We start from the raw sequence: 24,125 nt of genomic DNA, 5'->3' as shown, positions 1-24,125 counted from the left end.
TCAATACAACAAGCTTATTACAACGAAATAATCTCGCGGGAGCCCCGTCCCTATTGCAGCATCCCCCGCTGCCATGACGTCGCAAAAGAAAAGGCCAAGTCTTGCGGACTTGGCCTTTTCCTGTGTTCGGCGGCGAAATGAAAGCCTAACCTTCCCGTTTGGGAGCCGGCCGGTGGGTGATGTCCCGGTCTATCCCCCGGAAACCGACGAAGGCACCGTTCCCGTCGAAGATGGGAACGGCGCTGGTCTCGAGGAGCACCTCCTTGCCGTCTTTGCGGAGGTTGACGTTCTCGAGGTTGTCAAACGGCTCCTGCCGGGCAGCGAGTTCGCCGAAGATCATGAGCAGCCGGTCTGCCTCGTGTGCCGGCATGAGGTCGAAGGGGGTCTTCCCAACCACCTCCTCGGGGGTGTAGCCGAGCAGGTCGAACACCTTTGGACTGACATAGGTATAGACGCCATTGGCGTCCACCTCCCACACCAGGTCCGAGGTCACCTCAACCAGCGCCTTGAAACGTTTCTCGCTTTCACGCAGTGCCCCCTCGACCTGCTTCTGCCGGCTCACGTCCAGCATGACGATGCGGCACTCGCGGTGTTCCTTGGATACGGCCGACTCAAGCAGCACCGGCGTTCCGTTGTGCAGCCTTACCTCGCAATTGACGCCGTCCCTGCGACAGCAAAGGCGCTCCAGGTAATCGAGCAGGGCCGGGCGGTCCTCCTTGACCACCAACTCCAAAAAGTCCTTCCCCAGCAGCACCACGCGGTCCCGCTGCAAAAGGGCGCAACAGGTAAGGTTGACCTTTTCAATGCGCCGCCCCTCCCCGATGGTCAGGTAGCCTACCGGGGCGAAGTCGTAGAGTTCGGCGTACTGGGCCAGTGCCCTGTCCAGCTGGGCGTAGGCGTCGAGCAGCTGCTGGTTTTGCCGTTCCAGTTCCTGGTTCTGAGCACTCAGATCGTCCATGGTCGCCCCGTGTCAACTCCCCGTCAGAACTTGAATCTGAGCCCCATCGTGGCGTTGTGCGACTGGACCTCGAACTCGGTATTGATGAAGGACGCCTTCGAGGTGCCGAAGTAGCGGTAGGCGAGGTCGAGGGAAAGCTGCCGGTTCAGGGCGACCTCCAGGCCGCCGCCCGCCTGGTAGGCGAACACCACCTGGTCGTCGGCCTCATAAAGGAAATCTCCAGCACGGCTGAACACGTCGTTCAGGTGCAGCGCGGCGAAGCCTATGCCCCCTCCAAGGTAGGGGGTGATGGGGCTGTCGTTGTGCAGGTCGATGAACGCGTTGGCCATGAAGGCCGTGGTATCGACGCTGCCGTCCGCGACCCTGAACCGCTCACCGGTGTCCCGGTCGGTGACCGCGTTGAGCTGCAGGTCCTTGTAGGAGATCTCCCCTTCGAGACGCATCATGCCGAAGTCGAAGCCCAGGGCACCCCCTACGTTCAGGCCGGGATCGAACTTGATCCGGTCGTTGAAGACGGTGCCCCCACCGAAGCTGGTGGCGTCGACGGTCTCGGGGACGGTCACCCCGACAAACCCGGCGACGTACGGTCCCGGGCGGGGGGGAGTCGCCATAGCGGCGGCGGGAAGGGCAAGCAAAGTCAGAACGAGAATGGCGAGCAGGTTCTTTTTCATGGGCTTCCTCCTTGTGTGCGGCAGGTCTCTTTGATCGCATCGACATCTTCACAGCAAACGACGAAAGTATACAGCGTACCGGCCTGCTTGTACACACTCTCGTTGTTCACCTCGCTTTATGACGCATCGCTACGCCGGCACCGGTTCAGTTCTTACCGGTGCCGTTAAACGACATGGCCCTCACCGTTGCCAGCGACTCATCGATAGCCGAGAACAGATCGTGGTAGTCGACCGGCTTTTCTATGTAGTGGTCGAGCTTGAAACCCGCCCCTACCGAGTGTTCCAGGGTAGCTCTTCCTGCATCAGCGGTGATGAAGATGAACTGCACCTGCGGCTTGATCCCCCTGATGGCCTGAACCATGGCGACCCCTCCCATCTCGGGCATGTTGACGTCGGTGATCACGATGTCCACGTCCCGTTCCTTGAAGAGCTCCACCCCCTTCCTGCCGTTCTCCGCGGTGCAAAGCTGCAGGTCGCCATACTTGCGCCGCAGCACGACGGAGAGGATCTCCAGGGTGTCCCGATCGTCTTCTACAAGCATCAGCGTGGTTGGCATGTCAAACCTCTATCCTGAATTGGGCGCCCCCGTCCACGTTGCACGCGGTGAGGACGCCTCCCATATTCTTCTCGATGATGGTCTTGGACATGAAAAGCCCGACACCGGTGCCGGCCTGGGGCCCCTTGGTGGTGAAGTAGGGGTCGAAGATCCGGTCCATGATCTCTTCGGGTATCCCGCCGGCGTTGTCGGTCACAGTCAGCACCGTCCTCCCCGCTTGTTCCGCGATACGGACCCGCACGGTCGGGGCGACCACCGCGCGCTCGGCGATGACGTCGCGCGCGTTCAGCAGGACGTTGAGCAGGACCTGGGCGAACTCGTTGGGGTATCCCTCGATGGTGGGGTCACCCTCCTGCTGCACCTGCAAGGAGACCCCCAGGGACTGAAGGCTGCCGTCGACCAGCGACAGCACCTTGGCGACTTCGTCGGAAACCTTGAAGCGGATCTTCTCCTTGTCCGGCCTGAAGAAATTCCTGAAGTCGTCGATGGTCTGCGACATGTGCTTCACGATCTCCATGGACTTGGCCGCGTGTTCCTTCAGGAACTCCCGGTCGAGCTCTCCCAGCTCGTGAAACAGCAGGGGCTGCTGCACCAAAAGCCCCAACGCGTTCAGCGGCTGGCGCCACTGGTGGGCGATGTTGCCCACCATCTCCCCGAGGGCCGCCTGACGGCTTTGCTGGGTAAGGAGCTGTTCCTGCCGGCGCACCTCCTCCATGGCCCGGCTCCGCTCGACGGTCTCGAGCCGGAGCTCCTCGATGGTGAGGGAGAGCTGCCGCTCCGCCTGGTCCCTTTCCTCGGCCCGGCGATGCAGCAGCTGGGAAGCCTGCACCAGTGCCTCCGCCAGCTCGGAGGCCTCCTTGGAGTCCGTGCCGATCGCCGTCGCCACCTCGCCGCGGCCGATGGCCAGCGCCGGCTCCACCAGCGACTGGATGTCCTTTGCGATCCGGCTCGCGATCCAGGAAGCGAGCAGTATCCCCAGCAGGGATATGGCGACGCCGACGCCCACCGCCCAGCGCATCCAGCTGTAGATCTCTCCGAGCGCGGTTTCGGTGGGGACCGCGACGGCGACCGTCCATCCCGTGAAGGGGGATTTGGAAAAGGCGGAAAAGGTGGGCACCCCCTGGGAGTTTTTCAGGCTGATGGTCCCCTCGTTGGCCCGCGACATGGCCGTGCGGAGATCCCCGGTGATCTGCCTCCCCACGAATTCGGCCAGGTTACGGGTACGGGCGGTGATCACCCCGTTGCGGTCCACCACGGTCCCGTACCAATCCTTGAACACGTTCTGGCTTTGCAGCACGGAGGAAAGGACCTGCGAGGGGAAGGACATCGAGAGGTCGTAGGCGACGACGCCGTCGATGACGACCGGCACGTCTATGGCGATGACGGCGCGCTTGGTGACCGCGCCGCGAAAGAGGTCGCTGACGATGGGCTTCCCCCCCTCGAAGATGCGGCGCACCGTGTCGGGGTTGTTGCGCTTTGGGAGCCTGCTCCCGAGGGGACGGTAGGTATTGACCAGTTGCTGCCCGGTGCCGTCCGCAACGATGATGTCGGCGCCGGGGTAGTTCTTGAGGATTTCCTTGCTCTGCTGGTGGAGGGCGACGAAGTCCCCCTTCCTGAAGGACGGCGAACTGCCGAGTGCGGTGAGGGAGGCCTGCACGTTGGCGAGTTCCCGATCGACCGCCATGCTCATCCCCCTCGCGTTCTCGAGCAGGTCGCGGCTCACCTGGTCCAGCTTGGTGACGTAGGCATGACGCGCCATCAGGGCGGCTATCAGCCACACCGGGAGGACGCAGGCGGCAACCAGGGTGGACAGCTGGCTGCGTATTGTGGGTTTTCCCTGTCGAAACATCAAGTTCCTTACTCCACCCCCCAGGTCTCACTCCCGCGGCGTGGCGCGTTTCATTCCAGCATCTCGGTGAGTATGGCATCGAGGGTCTTACCCTCATAAAGGCTCTCCAGTAACTTGTGCAGGGTGGTCTGGATGCCCTTGTACTGGCAGTTGGCCACCAGCTGATTCTCCAGGATCTGCAATTGGTCCCGCGTCATTGACACCTCCCCATTCTCATTATGAAGTTGCAGAGAGTAATTCTGCCAAACACCGAGTCACTGTCAATGAGGATCGACCCCATCTGTGCCAATACCATGTCATCCCCTCGCCTGCAAACGCCTGAACCAGGCGAGCACCGCCTCCGCCGACTGGGCCCCGGCCAACTGCTCCAAAGATTTCCCGTTGCGCAGCAGATGCAGCACGGGGATGCCTCGCACCCCGAAACGTCCCGAGAGCGCAGGGCTTTGCTCCGTATTTACCTGGACCACCACGGCCTCCCCGGCAAGGAGTGCCGCCACCTTCCGCACCGCCGGTGCGAATGATACGCAGTGCGGTCACCAGGGGGCCCAGAACTCGGCGATTACCGGCCCTGGGTACGCGGCGATGAAGGCATCGAAATCGGTGTCGTTGAGCTCGCGGGGACGGCTGTAGAGAGGCGGGAGTTTGCCGCGGCAGTTGCCGCACACCCCGGCCACCCCCTCCTTTTCCTGGGGGATGCGGTTCAAGGCGCCGCAGCCGGGACATCTGAGCTGGAAGGATGACATATGTTACCTCCTTTGCGAAGAGTCTGACCTGGTGAATTCTACCATCACGCCGGCCGTCCATCCCGTTCCTTTCGATACCAGCCGCATTCTGCGTTTCACATTTGCCAGCTTTCTGGTATGTTGGGACGTTCCAAAATCAACCGGAGGTTTTGCACCGTATGAAGTACCGTATCCTTTTCCTGCTCCTTGCCATCGCCCTATTGGCCGCACCGGGCGCCCGGGCCGTCACCCCTGCCGCCAAGCCGGCCCAGCCCGCCGTCAGCCAGGGGGTCAACGTCCCCATACTCCTGTACCACCGCTTCGGGCCCACCGTGGCCGACGGGATGACCATCAAGACCTCGGTCTTCGAGGAACACCTCAAGTACCTCAGGGACAACGGCTACACGGTGATCCCGCTCAGGAAACTGGTGGACTACTACCTGAAAAAGGGTCCCGCGCCCGCCCCCAAATCGGTGGTGATCGTCGAAGATGACGCGCACAAGACCGTCTTCAGCGACATGCTGCCGCTGGCGAAGAAGTACAACGTCCCGGTCACCGTCTTCGTCTACCCCTCCGCGATCTCCAACGCCAAGTACGCCATGACCTGGGAACAACTGAAGATCCTGCAGAAGAACGGCTTCGACATCCAGTCCCACACCTTCTGGCACCCAAACTTCAAGCACGACAGGAAGACGATGCCCCCCGCCGAGTTCGAGAAGTCGGTGCAGACCCAGCTCAAGAAGTCCAAGGCGCGGCTGGAAGAGAAGCTGGGGACCAAGGTGGACCTCCTGGCCTGGCCCTTCGGCATCTACGACGACTACCTGCTTAAGAGGGCGGCCGAGGCGGGCTACGTCGCGACCTTCACCATCGAGGCGCACCACGCCGGTCCCGGCGACGTGGCGATGAAGCTGCCGCGCTACCTCCTGATCAATGCGGACCAGGGAAAATCCTTCGCCCGCATCGTCGAGGGGACCGCTCCCAAGAGAAACCTGGTCTACTGACCCGGCAAAACAGAAGCGGCGCACGGCAAATGGCGCCGGCGCCGCTTTCAAAGTCACACCCTCGGTGAACGGTTACATGGAAGACAACAAAGGGTCCCAGAGCTGCAAGAAACACCCCTGCCCTGACTGCACCTTCTGCCAGTGGTGTTCCGACGACAGGTGCAGGATGTGCCGGGGCAAGCATTGCGCAGGAAAGAAACTCTCCAGTGCCGAACAGATCGCGCTTTACGAAGCGCTGAACCAGAAGAAGCCAGCCTAGAGCCACCCCCGTTTCAGCCCCCCCCTTTCAAATCCCTCAAGTACTCTTTCCTCGATCCGAATAGTAGCTTGGGTCAGATGTCCGTCCCCTGCCGCACCGCCACGTTTCTGACTGCCACCCGCGCTTTCACGCCGCACAGTGCGCGGAAAAGGGAGGCCAGGTACCTGAAGGTCACCACCTTGTGGAAGAAGGACTGCGTCATGCCGTAGCAGAGCTTGCGCAGCCTGGAGGGGTTCCTGCTACCCAAAAGGAGCGGGCAGTAGTCGGAGAGCTGCACCGTGACCCGCCCCCCCTCCGTGCCGGCCGCGCTCAGCAGGGAGAACATGCCGCTGTCGCATTCCCCGGGCTGAACCAGGAGTCCTCCGCTGATGCAGAGATGGGCCGCCTGGGTCCCCCGGTCCTCCTCGAAGCGGGCCGCGCTGAAGGCGAGCAGGGCGCAACGGGTCCCGGTGATCCGGAACTCGACGCCGCTCGGGTCCTGGACGGGGGTGATCAGCCCCAGGGTGCAGCGCCGCACCACCTTGAAGTAGTGCTCGAGCAGGAAGGTCGGGGTGGCCCGCAGCGCCGCCTCGGCGGGGATATCGATCCACTGCACCGAATAGACGGAGGAGTCGGGTAGCAGTATCTGCTGGCAGCAGATTTCCAGTTCATGCTGTAGGGGCTCGGCCATGAAGGCTCCGGGTGATGCAGCGAAGTTGGCGGCGAAGGACAACATAGCACAGAGTGGGCCCGGTTGGCTACGGAGCAAGACGGATAGAGGTTTCAGCACGCCCCTTAAGGGAGAGGTTCATGGAAATAATAGAGTGGTCGGAAAGTCTGTCGGTGGGGATCGGCAAGGTGGACGAGCAGCACAGGAAGCTGATCCAGTTGATGGAGGAACTGGACCGGGCAATCAGGAACAACGAGTCTGCCGACGTGGTGGAAGATGTCCTAACCAACCTCTTCAACTACGCACAGGCGCACTTCGCGGTGGAGGAAGAGCTGTTCCGCACCCACAAGTACCCGGAGATGGCGCTGCACGAACTGGAACACCAGCGTTTCATCGCCAAGGCCTTCGCCTTCAAGGAGCGGCTCAGTTCGAAGCGCCCGGGGCTCGCCCTGGAACTTTTGAACTTCCTGTCCAGCTGGGTGCTGAACCACATCGAGCTCACCGACAAGCGCTACGCGAAGTACCTGCGCGACTGCGGGGTGAGCTGACCCTCCCCTTTCACCACTTCACGGCGATGACGTACTTCAGGTAGCGTCCTTCGGGGAAGGTCACGGGGTAGGGAAAATCCTCGGGCTGGCCGCTGAAGGAAACCACCTGCAGCTGGTCCCCCCCCTGCAGCGCGCCGCGGCGCAGCTCCTTTAGGTAGTCCGCCAGGTCCACCTTCTGATGGTTTGAGGAGGAGATCAGTAACCCTCCGCCTTTGAGCAGCTTGAGCGCCGCGGCCACCAGGTCCGAGGTGCCGCCGCGCGTGGTGAAGCGGCTCTTGGCGGTGGTGGAGAAGGAGGGGGGATCCATGAGGATCACGTCGTAGACCTTCTTCTGCCGGGCCAGCTCGTCCAGCACGGTGAAACAGTCCCCCACCAGGAACTCGTGCCGCTTCGGGTTCAGCCGGTTCAGCTCGAAGTTCTCCCGGGCCTGCGCCATGTAGCCGGCGGAGGCGTCGACGCTGGTCACCAGGCTCGCCCCGGCCGCGGCGGCGGCAACCGAGAAGGCGCCGGTATAGGAGAAGAGGTTCAGAAAGCGCTTTCCCTTGACCCGCGCCATGAGGTCGCGGCGGTTCTTGCGCATGTCGAGGAAGAGCCCGGTGTTGAGCCCGCGCTCCAGGCTGACCCGGTAGGTGAGTCCGTTCTCGCGGACCAGCAGAGGCTCCGCCGCGGCCGTTCCCGCAAGCAGGCGGCCGTACTTCTTGTCGTCGCTCTCCGATTCCAGCTCCCGGGTGTTCTGGGGGCGTCCCTTCTCGTAGATCCCCGCCGGCGCCAGGAGCTCCTCGAGCGACTGCGTCACCAGTTTCAGATGCCTGCGCCACCCCGAGCAGTAGACCTGCACCATGAGGTAGTCACCGTAACGGTCCACCGTCAGCCCGGGTAGGCCGTCACCCTCGCCGTTCACCAGCCGGTACGCGTCCGAGTCGTCCAGGTCGGCGTGGTTTTTCCGCAGCGCCACCGCCCGCTCCAGACGCGCCTGCACCCAGCCCCGGTCCAGGCGCATCCGCTCCCGCGACAGGACCCGGGCCACGATGCGGTCCTTGGGGTCCAGAAGTGCCGCGGCCAGGAAGCGCCCGGCGCCGTCCACAAGCTCCACCAGGTCCCCCGCCTCACCCGCGGGCCACTTCCTGGTATAGGCATCGGCGATGATCCACGGGTGCCCCAGCTCGATCATCCGCACCGACTCGTTTCCTACCACGCACTGTCTGGACATGTGACTCCTTCTAAAAACTATGCGCTACGCCTCGCCCACCGCTCCAGACGGGGGTAGCGCCCTCGCCGTCCGCGGTTGGGGGGCGAATGATTGTTCGCCCCGACAGATCGTGGTGCGCGCCCCTGCGCCCCGAGGGCACGGGACGGTTGCCATGCCGGATCGACAAAAAACAGGGGCGGCGATCCCCCGCGGGATGCCGCCCCTTTTACTCAGATTGTGGCGCTCTGCTAGTGGGTGACCTGGCCGGCCTGCTCGGCCGCCATCGCCTGGCGCGCCTGCTCCAACGCGTCGAGCTCCTTGAGCTTCTCGCCCAGCCAGTAGTGCAGCTCGCGTGCGGTCTGGTGGTTCACCACGATGCCGTTGATCACCTGGCGCACGAGGCTGCGCCCCAGATCCGACGGCTCGACCTCGGTCTCCGGACCGATCTGCCCCGCCTGGGTGATCTCGTGGCTGATGGCGTTCGGCAGCGGCTGGCGCTCGAGGTAGAAGTTGATGACCAGTTCACCGCGCGGGGAGATCCCGCCGTGCGCACCGTTGACGTAAACGGGGTTGTAATCGTAGGTAAAGATGTATTTGAAGGTCATTTCGTTCTGTTTTTTCGACATTACAATCTCCTTTGTCCGGGTGTCATTGAATTTTGAGCACCGCTCTTATAGCACGGAGCGGCCGCTCAAGGCAAACACTGAATGTAAGGGGCGCTAATCTTTGAACCGCCCGGCTCAGGCATGGGCCGTCTTGGAGAGGTAGTAGTCGTAGTTCCCCTCGTAGAGCCGCATCTCGCCGTGATCGACCTCGATGACCCGGTCCACCAGCTTGCGCAGGAAGTGGCGGTCGTGGCTCACCAGGATAACGGTCCCCTGGAAGCTCTCCAGGGCATCCAGGAGAATCTCGCGGGAGCGGATGTCCAGGTGGTTGGTCGGCTCGTCCAGCACCAGGAAGTTGACCGGGCGCGCCAGCAAGGTGGCGAGCACCACGCGGCTCTTCTCGCCGCCGGAGAGGTTCTCGATCCGCTTGTCGACGTCGTCCCCCTGGAACAGGAAGGCTCCCAGCAGGTTGCGGATCACGCCGATGGTGGCCATCGGGATGACGTCCTGCACCGTCTCGAAGATGGTCTTCTTGGGGTCGAGGACCTCCATGGCGTGCTGGCTGAAATAGCCGAGCTCGACGTTGGCCCCGAGGTTCACGCTCCCCTCGGTGGCTTCGGTCTGGCCGGCGACGGTCTTAAGGAAGGTCGATTTGCCGGCGCCGTTCACCCCGACCACGGCGATCTTGCTCATGCGCTTGATGACGCCGGTGACCCCCGAGAAGATCGGATGCACGCTGCCGTCGGGGTTCGCCCAGCTCTTACCAAGGTTGTCCATCACCACCACGTCGTCGCCGCTTCGGGGCGGGGTGGCGAACTCGAACTTGACCACCCGCTCCTCGGGCGGGATCTCGATGCGCTCGATCTTCTCGATCTTCTTCACCCTCGACTGCACCTGAGCCGCGTGCGAGGCACGGGCGGCGAAACGGGCGATGAACTCCTCTTCCTTGGCCAGCATCTCCTGCTGGCGCTTGTAGCTCGCCAGGAGCTGCTCGCGGCGGATCTCGCGCTCCCTCTCGTAGAAGTCGTAGTTGCCGCCGTAGGTGGTGACGGTCTTGTTGGCCACCTCGACGATCCGGTTCACCACGCGGTTCATGAAGTCGCGGTCGTGGCTGGTCATGAGGAGCGCGCCCTTGTACTCGCTGGCGATCCACTCCTCCAGCCAGATGATCGACTCGACGTCGAGGTGGTTGGTCGGCTCGTCCAGTAACAGCACGTCGGGCTGCAGGGTGAGTATCCCCGCCAGGGCCACGCGCATGCGCCAGCCGCCGCTGAAGGACTCCACCGGGTTGTGAAAGCGCTCCGGTCCGATGCCGAGACCGGTCAACACCTCCTTGGCACGCGAATCGAGGTCGTAGCCCCCCCTGTGCTCGAACTCCTCCATCGCGGAGCCGTAGCGCTCCAGGAGGGAGGCCATATCGTCGTCGGACATGGGAAGCCCCATCTGCTCCTCCATCTGCTTCAGCTCTGCGGCAAGGCGCACCGTCTCGGCCGAAACCGCCATCACCTCTTCCAGCGCCGAACGCCCCGCCATTTCCCCGATATTCTGCGAGAAGTAGCCGATGGTGGTCTTCTTGGCCAGGGTGATTTCGCCGGCGTCGACCTCTTCCTCGCCGGTGATGATCCTGAAGAGCGAGGTCTTCCCCGCGCCGTTGGGACCGACCAGGCCGGAGCGGCTGCCGGGAAGGATCTGGAAGCTGGCATCGCGGAACAGGACCTGCGAGCCGTGCTGTTTGGTTATGTTGGACAGATGGATCATGCTTTCTCCCTATGCTGAATTCGCAACTTTTCAGCGTTAGCACGAAGCCGCAGCAGTGACAACTTAAATTTTGTCAAGGATCACCCGTTCTTTGGTACTGCGCGCAGGGGAGCAGAGCGCGCCCTGGGTCATTTCGCGTAATAACCGAACAGCGACTGTTCAAATACCGTACAGGGAGCAGAGCCCGCTCCCTTCCGGCTCCGCGCCGGAGGGTGCTCGCAGTCGTACAACGACCCGAAATGACACGGCTTTGTTCTTAATGAGAGATAATGTCGCAGGGGAGGTTTTTGGGCGTTGTTTGTGCTACAGGCAGGGAAACGAAACTGATCCAACAGCAGGAGGGGGATTTATGAACATGTTCGGCGCACTGATGATGACCGTCACCATGACCATGACCGCAGTCATGCTGCCTCGCATCTACATGTCCTGGATCGTCGCGGAACGGTACTTCCTCGAGGGGGAGATCGAGCAGCTGATGCAGCTTCTCGTCGAGCAGAACAGCTGGGTGTGGCGCCAGTTCGGCTGCGGCGCGGCGGCGGTCGCCATGATCTGGATGGTGCGCAACTCCCCGCACGACCTCTCCATCCCGGCCTCCATGGAGGCGGCGCTCGCCTTTTACGCCACCATCTCCCTGCTGTTCGCCGTACTGGAATCGCTCATCGCTCAGAGGGCTTCCGGCTTCCTGGCGCTGGTCCCGATACGTGCCAAGATAGCCGAGGAGGACTAGCGCCTCTTCAAGGCCTCGACGCCGCGTCGCAGCAGGTTGGCCAGGTAGATGGCCACGAACATGATCAGGGCGACGTTGACGAACCGGGTCCAGATGGGATCGGCAGAGATGCCGCTCCTGCCGAAACTGTCGTAGAGATACCAACCGCTCAGCAACGCCCCCACCACGGCGCCCGCGACTACGAAGGGGCGCCGTAGCTTTGACACCTCCCTTATCTGCTGTGGCACCATGCTCTCCCCCTTCAGTGGTAGTGACGCTCGCCGAACAGGGCGGAGCCGACCCGCACCAGGGTGGCGCCTTCCTCTATGGCGGCCTCGAAATCGCCGGACATCCCCATGCTGAGTTCCCGCATCTCCACTGCCGGGATGCCCGCCCGTCTCACCTCGTCGGCCAGCTCGCGCAGTTTCCGGAAATAAGGACGTGCCCCCTCGGGGTCATCGAAGAAGGGGGGCATGGTCATGAGCCCCTTCACCCTGAGGTGCGGCAGTTGCGCCAGCTCGCGCACCAGGCCGATGAGCTCTTCGCTGCTGGTCCCCCCCTTGGTCTCCTCGCGGGAGATGTTCACCTGGACCAGGATGTCGCACGCCTTGCCCAGGGCGCCCCACTGCCGGTCGATCTCGCGGGCGAGGCTCAGGCGGTCCACCGAGTGGATCAGGTCGACCTTGCCGGCGATCTGGCGCACCTTGTTGCTCTGCAGGCTCCCTATGAAATGCCAGCAAAGCCCCCCGGGAAGCTCTGGCTGTTTCGCCACCAGTTCCTGGACGTAATTCTCGCCGAAGATGGTCTGGCCGCAGGCGAAGGCCTCGGCTACGGCCGCGGCAGGCTTGGTCTTGGAGACGGCGACCAGGCGCACCTCCTCCGGATCGCGGCCGCCCCTGGCAGCCGCCTGCGCGATGCGCTCCCGGATCTCCTTGAGATGTTCGGCAATCTCTCCCATCGCATCCCCCTTCGCTTTACAGCGCTCCCAGCACCCTGAGCTTTTCGACCACCTCGCACAGCGGCAGCCCCACCACGTTGGTGTAGGAACCGTCGATCTTTTGCACCATGTGCGCGGCGCCCCCCTGGATGGCGTACCCCCCCGCCTTGTCGAAGGGACAGCCGGTGGCGATGTAGGCCTCGATCTCCTCGTCGCGCAGCTTTTTGAAAAAGACCTTGGTGCGCACCGCCTCCACCAAGGCGCCGTCGCGCTCGCGGTCGTAGATGGCGAAGCCGGTCACCACCTCGTGGGGCACCCCGGAGAGTTTCTTCAGCATGCGCGTGGCGTCGGCGTGGTCCTTGGGCTTGCCCATGATCTCACCGTCGCAAAGGACGATGGTGTCGGCGCCGAGGAAGAAGCGTCCCTCGGTCTTTTCGGCAGCGGCCCGCGCCTTTCCCTCGGCCAGGCGCAGCACGTGGTCGACCGGTTCCTCGCCGGGGAGCTGGTCCTCGCAGATGTCGGCGGGGAGGACGCGGAAGCTGATCCCCGCCGACTCCAGGAGCTCGCTGCGCCTGGGGGATGCGGAGGCTAGTACGATGGGTGTTGCAGACATGTTTTCTCCTTCATCGCGGAAACTGTAGGGGCGAATAATCATTCGCCCCCCTTGGTCGCGCCAGTGGCTCTCGTGCATCAGCGGTGGTCGGGGCAGCGGCGGCTGGGCGAATGTTTATTCGCCCCTACGAAACCGTCGTTGGCCGGGCTCTGTTCTACCACGCTACTGACGGTGACGGGGCAGCGGCGGCTGGGCGAATGTTTATTCGCCCCTACGAAACCGTCGTTGGCTGCGCCAGTTCTACCCCGCTACTGACTCGGCCGGGCAAATGGCTGTTTGTTATTCGCCCCTACGACGGCGGCAGAAGCGGAAGATGAGGACGACCGCCAGCACCACGGCGACACCCATGATGGTCTTCCAGTGGGTGCCGGTGGCTAGACCGTAGATGACCAAGGCCACCCCCATCACGAAGACCAGGGCCTCCAGCGAAAGGAGTCGCCCGATGACGCTTATTTCCTGCTGTTCCTTGTTCCCCGTCATGACACCCTCCTCGGCGCGCCTCGGGGAGCGCTGCGGCGGCTACCCGTTCACCTCGGGGAGCCACTTCTCCAGCGCCTCCAGGCCTCTTTGCGCCAAAAGCCCGCGTTTTTCCTTCTTCTTGATCCGCCCGACAAGCGGCGGAAAGAGCCCGTAGTTCACGTTCATCGGCTGGAAGTGCGCCGCCTCGGTGTTGGTGATGTGGCGCGCCAGGGCGCCGATGGCGGTTTCGGCGGGGGGGACGACCAACGCCTCCCCTTTGGCAAGCCGCGCTGCGTTGACGCCTGCCACGAAGCCGCTGGAGGCGGATTCGACGTACCCCTCGACACCGGTGATCTGCCCGGCGAACAGGATCCGGGGATCGCTCTTCAGCTGGCAGGTTGCCAGGAGAAGCTGCGGCGCGTTGATGAAGGTGTTGCGGTGCATGGAGCCAAGCCGCAGGAACTGCGCCTGTTCAAGCCCCGGGACCATCCGGAAGATCCGCTTCTGCTCGGGCCAGGTGAGCTTGGTCTGGAAACCGACCAGGTTGAACATGGTCGCCTCCCGGTTTTCCTGGCGCAGTTGGATCACCGCGTAAGGCTCCTCCCCGACGCGGGGATCGGCGAGCCCCACCGGCTTCATCGGGCCAAAGCGCAGCGTCTCCACGCCACGGCTCGCCATCTCCTCGATCGGCATGCACCCCTCGAAGTGCACCACCTTTTCGAAGCTCTTGGGCTCCACCTTCTCGGCGGCCAGGAGTTCCTTGACGAATTCGTGGTACTGCTCCTGGTCCATCGGGCAGTTCAGGTAGTCGTCGCCGTCCCCCTTGCCGTAGCGGGAGGCGCGGAAGGCCTTGTCGTAGTCGATGGAGTCCGCGGCGACGATGGGGGCGATGGCGTCGTAGAAGTAGAGGTAGCTGCCGGCCAGGCGGCCGATCTCCTCAGCCAAGGCGCCGCTGGTGAGCGGTCCCGAGGCGACCACCACGATCCCCTCCTGCGGGATGTGGGTCACCTCCTCGTGCACCACCTCGATATTCGGGTGCTCCTCGATCTTGCGGGTGATGTAGGCGGAGAAAAGTTCGCGGTCCACGGCCAGCGCACCGCCGGCGGGGACCTTGGTGGCCTGCGCCCCCTCCATGAACAGCGAGTCCAGGCGGCGCAGTTCCTCCTTCAAGAGCCCAACCGCGTTCTCCAGGGAATCGCCGCGCAGGGAGTTGGAGCAGACCAGTTCGGAGAGCCCGGGGAGGTTATGCGCCTCGGAGTACTGGTTGGGTTTCATCTCGTACAGGCGGACCTTCACGCCACGCTGCGCCGCCTGCCAGGCCGCCTCGCATCCGGCCAGTCCGCCGCCTATTACCGTGATCTGCTGGGTCATTCAGTCTCCTAAATCTTTAAACAAAAACTTTAACGCAAAGGCGCAAAGTCGCGAAGGCGCATAGATACAAGCCGCAAACCAAAATCTTCTATTTAACGTGAAGCCGTAAAGACGCTAAAACAAGCCGATAAACCAAAAGCGATTAATTTAACGCAAAGACGCAAAGGCACAGAGACGCGAAGAAACCAGCAAAACTCTTAAATGGGAAACCAAACCCGTATTTCCCTTTGCGCCTTTGCGGCTTGGCGCCTTTGCGTTGAAGCTTTTGTTCTTTGTGCCGCCAAAATCAAAGCGGGGTCCGAAGACCCCGCGTACGCTATTCATAGCTGCGCTAAAGGGGACAGGCACCTGCGGAGCCAGTCCCCTCGCACCTACTCCTTGTTGCTCTGGTAGTCGCACCCTTCCTTGGGACACTTCAGGAACTCGCCTTCGCGCTTGTAGACCTTCTTCACCAGAAGCGGGAAACCGCACTTGGGACAGGGCTTCTGCACCGGGAGGTCCCACAGGGCGAACTTGCACTCGGGATAGCGGTTGCAAGAGTAGAAGAGCTTGCCGAAACGGGACTTCTTCTCGATCAGCTCCCCCTTGCCGCAGGAGGTGCAGGTGATGCCGGTTCCCTTCGGCTTCACCAAGGGCTGGATGTTCTTGCAGTTGGGATACGCGGAACAGGCCAGGTACTTGCCGAAACGCCCGTCCTTGATCAGCATGTGGCTGCCGCACTTGTCGCACACCTCCTCGGACACCACCGGCTCGACCACCTCGCCGGTCTCCTTGTCCAGCGGACGGATGTAGCGGCACTCGGGATAGCCGGTGCAGGCGTAGAACTTGCCGAACTTGCCGAGTTTCACCACCAGCGGCTTGCCGCATTCGGGGCAGACCTCGTCGGTCGCCTCGGTGGTCAGGTCGGACTTGCTCACCTCCCCTTCCTTCAACTTCAAAAGGTTGATGAAGGGTCCCCAGAACTCGTGCAGCAGCGGACGCCACTGCTTCTCGCCGCGCGACACCATGTCGAGCTGCTCCTCGAGGTTGGCGGTGAAGTTGTAGTCGACGTACTGGTTGAAATGGTTGGTCAGGAGGTCCGAGACCACCATGCCGACGTCCTCGGGGAAGAAGCGCTTCTTGTCCAGGCGCGCGTACTTGCGCTCGATGATGGTGTTCATGATCGAGGCGTAGGTGGACGGGCGCCCGATGCCGTACTCCTCCAGAGTCTTCACCAGGGTCGCCTCGGTGTAGCGCGGCGGCGGCTGGGTGAAGTGGCGCTCGGGCAGCAACTGCTGCAGCTTGAGGATGTCCCCCTCGGCCATCGGCGGGAGCGTCCCTTCCTTCTCCTTGTCCTCCGCCTCGTCGTCGACCCCCTCGATGTAGAGCTTCATGAACCCGGCGAAGCGGATCACGGTGCCGGCGACGCGGAAGCGGAAACCTGCCCCGGCGGTGATCTCGACGGAGGTCTGGTCCAAAAGCGCCTCGGCCATCTGGCAGGCGACGGTCCTCTTCCAGATCAGATCGTAGAGCTTGAACTGGTCCGAGGTGAGGAACTTCTTCACCTCGATGGGGGTCTTGGAGATGTAGGTCGGGCGGACCGCCTCGTGGGCCTCCTGGGCGTTCTTGGACTTGTTCTTGAAGAAGCGGGGCTTCTCCAGTGCGTATTCCTTGCCGTAGAGCGAGGTGATCAGCTGGCGGGCGTCCTCGAGGGCCACGTTGGAGAGCGCCACGGAGTCGGTACGCATGTAGGTGATGAGACCGACCGCGCCCTCGCCGACGTCGATGCCCTCGTACAGCTTCTGGGCGGTGGACATGGTCTTCTTGGCGGAGAAGCCGAGCTTCCTGGCCGCTTCCTGCTGCAGGGTGGAGGTGGTGAACGGCGGGGACGGGGAGCGCTTTCTCTCGCTCTTGGTGACCTTGTCGACCCGGTACTCGGGGTTCGCCGGCGTCCGCACCACGAGCGGCGTCGCGCCATCGTCCCCTTCCTGCTTGGGGAATTCGCCCTTGCCGCCCAGTTTCTCGTAGAGCCCGAAGGCGACCTCGCGGTCGGGGATGTCGAACTTGCCGAGCTTCTTGCCGTGGGCCTCTACCAGCGTCGCGGTGAGCCCCTGCTTCTTCGCGGTCTCGAGCTTCGCCCCGATGGTCCAGTACTCCTGCTCCTTGAACGCCTGGATCTCCTTCTCGCGCTCGCAGATGAGCCTCAGCGCGACCGACTGCACGCGCCCGGCGGAGAGGCCGTAGCGGATCTTCTTCCACAGAAACGGCGAGAGGGTGAAGCCGACCAGGTAGTCCAAAATCGAGCGCGCCTGCTGCGCGTCGACCAGGGGCTCGGAGATCCCGCGCGGGTGCTGCACCGCGTGCACGATGGCGTCCTTGGTGATCTCGTGGAACACCACCCGCTGGATGTCGAAGGGAACCTTCTTCTTGCCGTCGAGACCGAGCGCCGCCAGCAGGTGCCAGGAGATGGCCTCCCCCTCGCGGTCGGGGTCCGTCGCCAAGAGCAGCGAGGAGATCCCCTTCATCTCCTTCTTGATGGCGTCTATGTGTTTCTTGCTCTCGGGGAGCACCGCGTACTTGGGCTCGAAATCGTGCTCCACGTCCACGGACCCCTGCTTGCTGGGAAGAGCGCGCACGTGGCCGAACGACGCAAGCACCTTGTAATCGGGGCCGAGAAATTTTTCAATGGTCTTCGCCTTGGCGGGAGACTCGACTATGACGAGATTCTGAGACATGTGTCCACCTGGGTACGGTATTGGTTCAGACGACCGCAAAGCGCTTGCCGGGAAGCTGGGTGATGATCCCTTTCATTTCCAAGCGAAGTAAGGTAGCGGAAACCTCGCCGGCTGTCAACGCGCTCTGTACGATGATTTCGTCGATCTGCAGCACGCCCTGGCAGAGCAGGGCGTAAAGCTCTGCCTCTTGCGGGGTGAGCGGGAAGGAGGGGGGCTTTTGCAGGGGGTGCGTCGCCTGCGGCTCTATGGCAAGCTCCTCGAGGATGTCCTCCACCCGCTCCACTAGTTTGGCCCCCTGCTTGATGAGGCCGTTGACGCCGCGGCTGCCGGACGTGGTCACGTTGCCCGGGACGGCGAAGACCTCTCGTCCCTGCTCCAGCGCGTATTGCGCCGTGATCAGCGAACCGCTCCCCTCCCCCGCCTCGACGACCAGCACGCCCCTGGCAAGGGCGCTTATGATGCGGTTGCGCCGGGGGAAGTTCTCGGGGAGTGGGGAGGTCCCCATGGGGAACTCGCTGACCAGCGCCCCCCCGTCGCACAGGGCGCGGTACAGGGCGTCGTTCTCCGGCGGGTAGATCACGTCGACGCCGCAGCCAAGGACCGCGATGCTGCGCCCTCCAGCCTTCAGGCACCCCCAGTGGCTGGCCGTGTCGATGCCGCGAGCCATCCCGGACACAACCGTCACCCCCTGTTCCGCAAGCTCCCTGGCGAGGCGGGTCGCGGTGCACAACCCATACTGGGAGGCGTGCCGGGAGCCGACCATGGCGACGGCGGTCTCGCTCCCCTGGAGCGACCCCATGAGGCAGAAGAAGGGGGGAGGGTCCGCTATCTGCATCAACAGGCGCGGGTAGCGCTCGGAGAGGACGTCCACCACCTGGACGCCTGCCGCCTGCACCTTCTCGCACTCGGCCGCGGCCTCGTCGCGGCAGTCGTGCTCCGCAATCGATCGGGCGGCCGCAGCGCTCACCCCCTTCACGGAGCAGAGCTCATCGAGGGAGGCCTTGAGGGCCTTCTCGGGGGAACCGAAGTGCGCCAGAAGCCGCAGGAAGGTGACGTTGCCCACCTGCGGCACCGATTTCAGCGCGAACCAGTAGTAGTGATCCATGGGGTTACCCCCTTTGGCGTCACCTGCTCTTTTTCATCTCCACGCGGTCGCCGCGGTACACGGTGTCCACGCTCTTCACGATGACGGCGGTGGAGCTGTTCATGCCGGTGGAGACCACCACCAGGGCGCCGACCACCTCAACCGGGAGCTTCTCGATCTTGGCGTTGGCGTAGCGCTGGTCGGGCACCACGTCGCGCACGATGTAGAGCATGTTGCCCGGCTGCACCCCCTGGGCCTTGCCCAGGTCGAGGAAGACCACGTCGTTCACCGCGAGGGCGGTGTTGCCGGTCTGGGTCTGCACGATGTAGCCGGTCAGGTCGCGGTCCGCGGACTTAAGCGTGATGGTCAGCTTGCGCTCCTGGTAGGGGAGCAGGAAGGAGCCGGCGCTGATTTCCTGGAAGGACTTGGTGACGATGGCCCTGGAGGCCTTATCCTCGAGCTCGGAGAGCTGCAGCTCCCCAAGCGGTATCACCTGCTGCCCGAGGATGACGTTGGTGACCGGATGGCTCACCGGGCCGATCTTCTTGAAGACCTGGTAACGGTCGCCGGGGTTCGCGCCGTGGACGCGCCCGATGTCGGTGTAGACGATGTCGTCGGTCCCGGCCATCTCTCTGTTCTGGTGCAGGGAGATCACGGTCCCGGAGGGCTGCATGCCGTTCTCCATCAGGAACCCTTCGCTGCCGTTCACGGCGAAGGTCGCCGGCTGCGGTTCCTCGCGCAGTTCCTGGGGAGGGGGCGCCTGCTTGGGCAAGGCAGAAACCGGCAGCTGTTCGATCTCGATGCGATCCGAATAGATGCGGACCTTCTGGCCCGGGTAGATGAAATGGGGGTTGCCGACGGCCTGGTTGTTGGCCCAGACGTTGGGCCAGTAGTAGGGGTCCTTCAGGAAGCGCTGCGACAATCCCCAGAGGGTGTCGCCGGGAACGATGGTGTAGATGGTGGGTTGCTCCTGCGCCGCCGCAAACGGTACGGTAGCGGCCAGGCCCAGTAAGAGCAGTGCCAGACAGAGGTGTTTTTTCATAGGCTCCTTTAGGGGCACGCTCGCCCCACCCTCCTCCTCGCCCTAACCCGGCGGCGAGGCGTGCAAAATGATACAGCGCTCATGACATCAGTAACCGGAACGACGACCAACCATTCATTAGTTTTCGGGACCCGTTTCGAGGGGTAGAGCGGAAAAAGGGTGCCGAATAAATTCGTAAAACCGAAGACTTAGACGATCGCTCTTTCGGGCCGACAACCCTTGGTACCGGAAAAAATTTAACATAATTAAAGCCTTTTGCCTATCAATGTCAAGGGGAAAGCGCCTTTGGGGGGTTCCCTTGGCTGCCCGGTATGTGCTAGGTTGTCCCGGTGCAGGGGACGCCGTCGCGGCGCGAATGCCGTTCGGCGGCGAAACGCCCACAAGGAGTATGGCTTGACTGGTAGCGATAGGGAGCTGGAGACGTTGCAAATGGCTGAGGCACAGGGGGAGCGGCGGGTACGCCCGAGGGTGAAACCGGAGCTGCTGGCGCCTGCCGGCAACATGGAGAAACTGAAGGTGGCGATCCGCTACGGTGCGGACGCGGTCTACCTCGGGGGGAAGGCCTTCGGCCTGCGCAACCTGGCGGGAAACTTCACCAGGCTCGAACTCGACGAGGCGGTGGCCTACGCGCACCGGCACGGGGTGAAGGTCTATCTCACCGTGAACGCCTTCGCCGACAACGACGACCTCCCCACCCTGGAGCGCTACCTGTCCGAGGTGGCCGACATCCCCTTCGACGCCTTCATCGCCGCCGACCCGGGTGTGGTGGCACTCCTCGCCGAGCGCTTCCCGGGGCGCGACATCCACCTCTCCACCCAGGCCAACACCACCAACTGGCGCTCCGCCCGCTTCTGGCAGGCCCAGGGGGTGAAGAGGGTGAACCTGGCGCGGGAGATGTCCCTGGACGGGATCAGGGAAACGGCGCAGCGCTGCGACCTGGAGCTCGAGGTCTTCATCCACGGCGCCATGTGCATCTCCTACTCCGGGCGCTGCCTCCTCTCCTCGGCCATGACCGGGCGGGACGCCAACAAGGGGGAGTGCACCCAGCCCTGCCGCTGGAACTACTCCATCGTCGAGGAGACCCGCCCCGGCGAGTACTTCCCGATCCACGAGGACGAAAGCGGCACCTTCATCTTCAACTCCAAGGACCTCTGCCTCATCGAGCAGCTCCCCGCGCTGGTCGAGTGCGGCGTCGATTCACTCAAGATCGAGGGGCGCATGAAGGGGATCTACTACGCGGCGAGCGTGATAAGGATCTACCGCGAGGCGCTGGACCGCTACTGGGAGGACCCGCAGGGGTACCGGCTCAAGCCGGAGTGGCTCGAGGAGCTGGCCAAGGTCAGCCACCGCGGCTACACCACCGGTTTCCTGCTCGGGAAGCCGCGCGATGTCGACCACGAGTACCTCTCCACCTACGTGCGCAACTTCGAGTTCGTGGCGCTGGTGGAAAAGGAGGTGCCGGGGGGGGTCCAGGTCATGGTGCGCAACCGGCTCCAGTCCGGGGACGTGCTGGAACTGATCGGCCAAGGTGCCCACTTCACCCGCTTCACCCTGACGGAGATGACCGACCTGGAGGGGATCCCTCTCGCCGTTGCTCATCCCAACCAGCAGGTGATACTCGCCGGCGTGGAAGGGGGAGGCGAGTTCGACCTGATCAGGCGGGAGAAGACGGGGTAGCCCCGGCCGCCACCACCCTGTTCCTGCCGCTGTTCTTGGCGCGGTACAAAAGCTGGTCCGCGCACTCCAAGAGCGCCTGGGCCTCGCCCCCGTCCTCCGGGTAGGAGGCGACCCCGACGCTCACCGTGACCCGCCCGAGGGGCTGGGTCTCCCTCCCCGCAAACGGGTGCTCCGCCACCCGCGCCCGCATCTCCTCGGCGGCCTTCACCGCCCCCTCCTTGCCGGTCTCCGGCAGCAGCAGCACGAACTCCTCCCCGCCGTAGCGCGCCGCCACGTCGCAGGCCCGGGAGTGGGACATGACGATCCGGGCCAGCCCCTTCAGGAGCCGGTCCCCGTCGGGGTGCCCGTGGGTGTCGTTGTACTGCTTGAAGTTGTCCACGTCGAAAAAGATCAGGCTGCAGCGCTTGTCGAAGCGCTTGGAGCGGGCCACCTCCTGCGCCAGCGCCTCCTGGAAATAGCGGTGATTGTATAGCGAGGTGAGACCGTCGCGCACCGCCATCTCCTTGAGCGCCCGGTTCGCCTCCTGCAGCTCGAGGTTGGCCCTGGTCAGCTGTTCCAGGAGCTCCCGGTTCTGCGCCACGAGGCGCGCCTTCTCCGCCGCCCTCCCCGCCACCGCCGAGATCAGGTCCAGGCTCTCGAACGGCTTCACCAGGTAGTCGTAGGCGCCGGCCCTGAGGGCCGTCAGGGCGCTGTCCAGCGAGGCGTGGCTGGTCATGATCACCACCTGGGTGTCCGGGTTGTGGCTCTTTATCTCGCTTAAAAGCTCGATGCCGCTCATGCCGCTCATCCTGATGTCGGTGATCACCAGCGGGTGCGACACGGCCCGGAACGCCTCCAGCGCCTCCTCCCCGCTTGCCGCCTCGGAAACGGTGAACCCGTCCGCGGAAAGCACCTGCGACACCACGCTTCTCAAGGTCTCCTCGTCGTCGACGACTAGTAGCTGCATGTCCGTCCTCCTCTATGCCGCGTTCGCGGCGGCAGGCGTGGGGAGGGTGATGATGAAGGTGGTCCCCCCCCCTTCCTCGCTCTCCAGGCGGATCTCGCCGCCGTGGTCCTTCACGATGCCGTAGCTCACCGAAAGCCCCAGCCCCGTCCCCTGCCCCGCCGGCTTGGTGGTGAAGAAGGGGTCGAAGATCTTGGCCTGGATCTCCCTGGGGATCCCGGGGCCGTTGTCGGAGACGCGCAGCTCCAGCGCCCCCTCCTCCAGCCGGCGCGCCGAAAGCCGCACGAGCCCCGCCGTCCCCCCCATGGCCTGCTGTGCATTTATCATCAGGTTCATGAGCACCTGCTGCAGCTGGTTCGCGTTGCCGCGGCAGGCCGGCAGCCCCTGCTCCACCTCCATTTCCACCTTCACGCTGTTGATCCCCAGCTGGTGGTCCACTATGGCCAGCGCGTCCGCGACCACCTGGGCCAGGTCCACCTCACCGAACTCCACCTGTTCCTGCCGGGCGAACTTCAGGAGGTTTTCGATGATGGTCTTGCAGCGCTTGGTCTCCTTCTCGATGATGTGCAGGTTCTTCTCCAGCGGGTGGCCGCTCTCCACGCCGCGCAGCGAGAGCTGGGTGATGCCGAGGATCCCCGCCAACGGGTTCTTTACCTCGTGGGCGATGCCCGCCCCGAGCGCACCGAAGGCGGCCATCTTCTCCGACTGCACGAGCTGGCCGTAAAGCTCCTTCAGCGCCTGTTCCCGCTGCTTTAGCTCCTGCGCCATCCGGTTGAACGATCCCGCCAGTGCGCCGATCTCGTCCCGGGAGAGGGCGGGGACCGCGATCTCGAAGCGCCCCTGCCCTACCATCTCGGTCGCCTCGGAGAGCTTCTCGATGGGGCGGGTGAGCCGTCGCGACCAGAACTGGCTCAAGAGTGCCGCCCCCCCCAGGAGGACCAGGGAGAGGACCAAAAGATCCACCAACAGGGCCCGGGAGGTGAGGAAGGCGGCGCTCTTTGGGATCTGCACCCCGACGGTGACCCCAGCGAGCTCGGTGCGGGAGAAGCCTCCCACCATGGCGCGCTCGCCGTTTAGGTACTCGAGGGTCAGGCCGCTCAGCCGCGGGGTGCCCCGCACCTTGCCCCACCACCCCGTCTGCGGGGAGGTGCCGATTTTGCCGCGGTCGGCGTGGGCCAGGTACCGCCCCGAGGCGTCGACCAGGAAGGTGTCGAAGACCCGGGAGCGGCTGGCGACCCGCTGCAGCCGATCCAGGCGGATCACGCCGGAGGCGACCACCGGCTCCTCCCCTTTCGCGGCAGACTCGGCTATGGTGAGGGTCAGGGTGGGGAGCCCGGGGGCGACCGTGGAGAATTCCAGGCGCGGTCCCGACTGGGGCTGCATGGGGGGAAGCGGGTGCCGTTCCCGGTAGGACAGCAGCTGACCCGGGGTGATGCCGGCGCCTGCCAGCGCATCCCGGTCGTAGACGTTCTGCTCGCCGTCCGGGCCGCTTCTCGTCACCATGACGAACTCGCCGAACTCCTCGAAAAGCCCCTGCAGCGCCTGCTCGCGCCCCCCCATTTCCCGGTCCCCCATCAGCCGGGAGAAGAGCCTCAGCTTCTCGGCGTACCCCGCCACCAGCATGTTGGTCTCCTCGGCCGTGTGCAGCACCATGGTCGAGGTGAGGTCGTGGATGTAGGCGGTCTTGTCCTTCTGGAACAGGTTGGCCATGGTAAAGGTGATGAGGCTCAGCACCACCGAGACCACCAGGAGTTGGGAGAGGAGCATCTTGAACCTGAGCGGGAATTTCAGTCTGCTTTGCATGTAAGGCCTCC

The 24,125-nt window shown here is 63.7% G+C and carries 25 protein-coding genes; 5 read left to right on the top strand and 20 right to left on the bottom strand.

Features of this window, described 5'->3' with window-relative positions; genetic code table 11:
- Positions 1–145: 145 nt before the first annotated feature.
- The 6 genes from KP003_RS06700 to KP003_RS06675 all read right to left on the bottom strand — a co-directional run bounded on the left by KP003_RS06700 (position 146) and on the right by KP003_RS06675 (position 4,777).
- Entirely contained in the window at positions 146–958 is an 813-nt protein-coding gene (locus KP003_RS06700) for a PAS domain-containing protein (RefSeq protein WP_217300505.1), read from the bottom strand.
- Positions 959–981: 23 nt separating this feature from the next.
- A complete protein-coding gene (locus tag KP003_RS06695) occupies positions 982–1,629 on the bottom strand; it encodes an outer membrane protein (protein WP_216498741.1) in 648 nt (215 codons plus the stop codon).
- 145 nt (positions 1,630–1,774) lie between these two features.
- The gene (locus KP003_RS06690) at positions 1,775–2,185 is read right to left on the bottom strand and encodes a response regulator (RefSeq protein ID WP_216791201.1); all 411 of its coding nucleotides are present in this window, start codon (positions 2,183–2,185) and stop codon (positions 1,775–1,777) included.
- A 1-nt stretch (position 2,186) separates the two neighbouring features.
- Positions 2,187–4,034, bottom strand: a complete 1,848-nt coding sequence (locus KP003_RS06685) for a sensor histidine kinase (RefSeq protein WP_239027659.1) — start codon at positions 4,032–4,034, stop codon at positions 2,187–2,189.
- A 50-nt stretch (positions 4,035–4,084) separates the two neighbouring features.
- Positions 4,085–4,231 carry a hypothetical protein gene (locus KP003_RS06680; RefSeq protein ID WP_216498738.1) on the bottom strand — a complete coding sequence of 49 codons (147 nt, stop codon included), beginning with the start codon at positions 4,229–4,231 and terminating at the stop codon, positions 4,085–4,087.
- Positions 4,232–4,330: 99 nt separating this feature from the next.
- The gene (locus KP003_RS06675; protein ID WP_216498737.1) at positions 4,331–4,777 is read right to left on the bottom strand and encodes a thioredoxin family protein; all 447 of its coding nucleotides are present in this window, start codon (positions 4,775–4,777) and stop codon (positions 4,331–4,333) included.
- Between the two features lie 158 nt (positions 4,778–4,935).
- Between KP003_RS06675 and KP003_RS06670 the strand changes: the two genes are divergently transcribed.
- Positions 4,936–5,757, top strand: a complete 822-nt coding sequence (locus tag KP003_RS06670; RefSeq protein ID WP_217300503.1) for a polysaccharide deacetylase family protein — start codon at positions 4,936–4,938, stop codon at positions 5,755–5,757.
- 76 nt (positions 5,758–5,833) lie between these two features.
- The gene (locus KP003_RS06665; protein ID WP_216498735.1) at positions 5,834–6,016 is read left to right on the top strand and encodes a hypothetical protein; all 183 of its coding nucleotides are present in this window, start codon (positions 5,834–5,836) and stop codon (positions 6,014–6,016) included.
- Positions 6,017–6,089: 73 nt separating this feature from the next.
- Here the strand turns inward: KP003_RS06665 and KP003_RS06660 are convergent, their stop codons facing one another.
- Positions 6,090–6,686: a hypothetical protein gene (locus KP003_RS06660; protein ID WP_216791198.1), complete on the bottom strand. Its 597-nt coding sequence runs from the start codon at positions 6,684–6,686 to the stop codon at positions 6,090–6,092.
- Positions 6,687–6,805: 119 nt separating this feature from the next.
- Here KP003_RS06660 and KP003_RS06655 point away from each other — a divergent pair, with 119 nt between their 5' ends.
- Positions 6,806–7,213, top strand: a complete 408-nt coding sequence (locus KP003_RS06655) for a bacteriohemerythrin (protein ID WP_216498733.1) — start codon at positions 6,806–6,808, stop codon at positions 7,211–7,213.
- Between the two features lie 10 nt (positions 7,214–7,223).
- Here the strand turns inward: KP003_RS06655 and KP003_RS06650 are convergent, their stop codons facing one another.
- The 3 genes from KP003_RS06650 to KP003_RS06640 all read right to left on the bottom strand — a co-directional run bounded on the left by KP003_RS06650 (position 7,224) and on the right by KP003_RS06640 (position 10,765).
- Positions 7,224–8,423 (bottom strand): class I SAM-dependent rRNA methyltransferase, encoded by a 1,200-nt coding sequence (locus KP003_RS06650; protein WP_216498732.1) that lies wholly within the window; start codon positions 8,421–8,423, stop codon positions 7,224–7,226.
- Between the two features lie 227 nt (positions 8,424–8,650).
- Entirely contained in the window at positions 8,651–9,028 is a 378-nt protein-coding gene (locus tag KP003_RS06645) for a hypothetical protein (protein WP_216498731.1), read from the bottom strand.
- 114 nt (positions 9,029–9,142) lie between these two features.
- The gene (locus KP003_RS06640) at positions 9,143–10,765 is read right to left on the bottom strand and encodes an ABC-F family ATP-binding cassette domain-containing protein (protein ID WP_216791196.1); all 1,623 of its coding nucleotides are present in this window, start codon (positions 10,763–10,765) and stop codon (positions 9,143–9,145) included.
- 349 nt (positions 10,766–11,114) lie between these two features.
- On the opposite strand from KP003_RS06640, the gene KP003_RS06635 reads away from it, so the two are divergent.
- Entirely contained in the window at positions 11,115–11,492 is a 378-nt protein-coding gene (locus KP003_RS06635; protein ID WP_217300502.1) for a hypothetical protein, read from the top strand.
- Here the strand turns inward: KP003_RS06635 and KP003_RS06630 are convergent.
- From KP003_RS06630 to KP003_RS06595, 8 genes are all read right to left on the bottom strand, one after another.
- Positions 11,489–11,719 (bottom strand): hypothetical protein, encoded by a 231-nt coding sequence (locus KP003_RS06630; RefSeq protein ID WP_236026860.1) that lies wholly within the window; start codon positions 11,717–11,719, stop codon positions 11,489–11,491. The two genes, KP003_RS06635 and KP003_RS06630, sit on opposite strands and share 4 nt — an antisense overlap.
- A 14-nt stretch (positions 11,720–11,733) precedes the next feature.
- On the bottom strand, positions 11,734–12,429 hold the full coding sequence (locus KP003_RS06625) for a YggS family pyridoxal phosphate-dependent enzyme (RefSeq protein WP_216498727.1): 696 nt from the start codon (positions 12,427–12,429) through the stop codon (positions 11,734–11,736).
- A gap of 16 nt (positions 12,430–12,445) precedes the next feature.
- On the bottom strand, positions 12,446–13,021 hold the full coding sequence (locus KP003_RS06620) for a Maf family nucleotide pyrophosphatase (RefSeq protein WP_216498726.1): 576 nt from the start codon (positions 13,019–13,021) through the stop codon (positions 12,446–12,448).
- Positions 13,022–13,300: 279 nt separating this feature from the next.
- Positions 13,301–13,501 carry a hypothetical protein gene (locus tag KP003_RS06615; RefSeq protein ID WP_216498725.1) on the bottom strand — a complete coding sequence of 67 codons (201 nt, stop codon included), beginning with the start codon at positions 13,499–13,501 and terminating at the stop codon, positions 13,301–13,303.
- A gap of 39 nt (positions 13,502–13,540) precedes the next feature.
- On the bottom strand, positions 13,541–14,851 hold the full coding sequence (gene trmFO / locus KP003_RS06610) for a methylenetetrahydrofolate--tRNA-(uracil(54)-C(5))-methyltransferase (FADH(2)-oxidizing) TrmFO (protein ID WP_217300501.1): 1,311 nt from the start codon (positions 14,849–14,851) through the stop codon (positions 13,541–13,543).
- 371 nt (positions 14,852–15,222) lie between these two features.
- A complete protein-coding gene (gene topA / locus KP003_RS06605) occupies positions 15,223–17,565 on the bottom strand; it encodes a type I DNA topoisomerase (RefSeq protein WP_216498723.1) in 2,343 nt (780 codons plus the stop codon).
- A 25-nt stretch (positions 17,566–17,590) separates the two neighbouring features.
- Entirely contained in the window at positions 17,591–18,670 is a 1,080-nt protein-coding gene (gene dprA / locus KP003_RS06600) for a DNA-processing protein DprA (protein ID WP_217300500.1), read from the bottom strand.
- A gap of 19 nt (positions 18,671–18,689) precedes the next feature.
- Positions 18,690–19,691 carry a LysM peptidoglycan-binding domain-containing protein gene (locus KP003_RS06595; protein ID WP_217300499.1) on the bottom strand — a complete coding sequence of 334 codons (1,002 nt, stop codon included), beginning with the start codon at positions 19,689–19,691 and terminating at the stop codon, positions 18,690–18,692.
- Between the two features lie 429 nt (positions 19,692–20,120).
- Here KP003_RS06595 and KP003_RS06590 point away from each other — a divergent pair, with 429 nt between their 5' ends.
- A complete protein-coding gene (locus tag KP003_RS06590) occupies positions 20,121–21,368 on the top strand; it encodes a peptidase U32 family protein (protein WP_216791186.1) in 1,248 nt (415 codons plus the stop codon).
- Here KP003_RS06590 and KP003_RS06585 read toward each other — a convergent pair.
- A complete protein-coding gene (locus KP003_RS06585) occupies positions 21,346–22,314 on the bottom strand; it encodes a GGDEF domain-containing response regulator (protein ID WP_216791184.1) in 969 nt (322 codons plus the stop codon). The genes KP003_RS06590 and KP003_RS06585 overlap by 23 nt on opposite strands.
- Before the next feature lie 12 nt (positions 22,315–22,326).
- Complete coding sequence (locus tag KP003_RS06580; protein ID WP_217300498.1) at positions 22,327–24,114, bottom strand: sensor histidine kinase; 1,788 nt, start codon at positions 24,112–24,114, stop codon at positions 22,327–22,329.
- Positions 24,115–24,125 lie beyond the last annotated feature (11 nt).

The organism is Geomonas diazotrophica, assembly GCF_019063885.1.
GTDB classification, from domain to species: Bacteria; Desulfobacterota; Desulfuromonadia; order Geobacterales; family Geobacteraceae; genus Geomonas; species Geomonas diazotrophica.
The sequence above is the reverse complement of the archived record's forward strand: the minus strand, read 5'-3'. Positions and strand labels throughout refer to the sequence as shown.

Coding starts and splice junctions, on each gene's coding strand:
- KP003_RS06665 (WP_216498735.1), top strand. CDS start 5,834: ATGGAAGACAACAAAGGGTCCCAGAGCTGCAAGAAACACCCCTGCCCT.
- KP003_RS06700 (WP_217300505.1), bottom strand. CDS start 958: ATGGACGATCTGAGTGCTCAGAACCAGGAACTGGAACGGCAAAACCAG.
- KP003_RS06580 (WP_217300498.1), bottom strand. CDS start 24,114: ATGCAAAGCAGACTGAAATTCCCGCTCAGGTTCAAGATGCTCCTCTCC.
- KP003_RS06680 (WP_216498738.1), bottom strand. CDS start 4,231: ATGACGCGGGACCAATTGCAGATCCTGGAGAATCAGCTGGTGGCCAAC.
- KP003_RS06615 (WP_216498725.1), bottom strand. CDS start 13,501: ATGACGGGGAACAAGGAACAGCAGGAAATAAGCGTCATCGGGCGACTC.
- KP003_RS06685 (WP_239027659.1), bottom strand. CDS start 4,034: ATGTTTCGACAGGGAAAACCCACAATACGCAGCCAGCTGTCCACCCTG.
- KP003_RS06655 (WP_216498733.1), top strand. CDS start 6,806: ATGGAAATAATAGAGTGGTCGGAAAGTCTGTCGGTGGGGATCGGCAAG.
- KP003_RS06695 (WP_216498741.1), bottom strand. CDS start 1,629: ATGAAAAAGAACCTGCTCGCCATTCTCGTTCTGACTTTGCTTGCCCTT.
- KP003_RS06635 (WP_217300502.1), top strand. CDS start 11,115: ATGAACATGTTCGGCGCACTGATGATGACCGTCACCATGACCATGACC.
- KP003_RS06660 (WP_216791198.1), bottom strand. CDS start 6,686: ATGGCCGAGCCCCTACAGCATGAACTGGAAATCTGCTGCCAGCAGATA.
- KP003_RS06585 (WP_216791184.1), bottom strand. CDS start 22,314: ATGCAGCTACTAGTCGTCGACGACGAGGAGACCTTGAGAAGCGTGGTG.
- KP003_RS06620 (WP_216498726.1), bottom strand. CDS start 13,021: ATGTCTGCAACACCCATCGTACTAGCCTCCGCATCCCCCAGGCGCAGC.
- KP003_RS06670 (WP_217300503.1), top strand. CDS start 4,936: ATGAAGTACCGTATCCTTTTCCTGCTCCTTGCCATCGCCCTATTGGCC.
- KP003_RS06595 (WP_217300499.1), bottom strand. CDS start 19,691: ATGAAAAAACACCTCTGTCTGGCACTGCTCTTACTGGGCCTGGCCGCT.
- KP003_RS06640 (WP_216791196.1), bottom strand. CDS start 10,765: ATGATCCATCTGTCCAACATAACCAAACAGCACGGCTCGCAGGTCCTG.
- dprA (WP_217300500.1), bottom strand. CDS start 18,670: ATGGATCACTACTACTGGTTCGCGCTGAAATCGGTGCCGCAGGTGGGC.
- KP003_RS06590 (WP_216791186.1), top strand. CDS start 20,121: ATGGCTGAGGCACAGGGGGAGCGGCGGGTACGCCCGAGGGTGAAACCG.
- KP003_RS06650 (WP_216498732.1), bottom strand. CDS start 8,423: ATGTCCAGACAGTGCGTGGTAGGAAACGAGTCGGTGCGGATGATCGAG.
- topA (WP_216498723.1), bottom strand. CDS start 17,565: ATGTCTCAGAATCTCGTCATAGTCGAGTCTCCCGCCAAGGCGAAGACC.
- KP003_RS06625 (WP_216498727.1), bottom strand. CDS start 12,429: ATGGGAGAGATTGCCGAACATCTCAAGGAGATCCGGGAGCGCATCGCG.
- KP003_RS06645 (WP_216498731.1), bottom strand. CDS start 9,028: ATGTCGAAAAAACAGAACGAAATGACCTTCAAATACATCTTTACCTAC.
- trmFO (WP_217300501.1), bottom strand. CDS start 14,851: ATGACCCAGCAGATCACGGTAATAGGCGGCGGACTGGCCGGATGCGAG.
- KP003_RS06690 (WP_216791201.1), bottom strand. CDS start 2,185: ATGCCAACCACGCTGATGCTTGTAGAAGACGATCGGGACACCCTGGAG.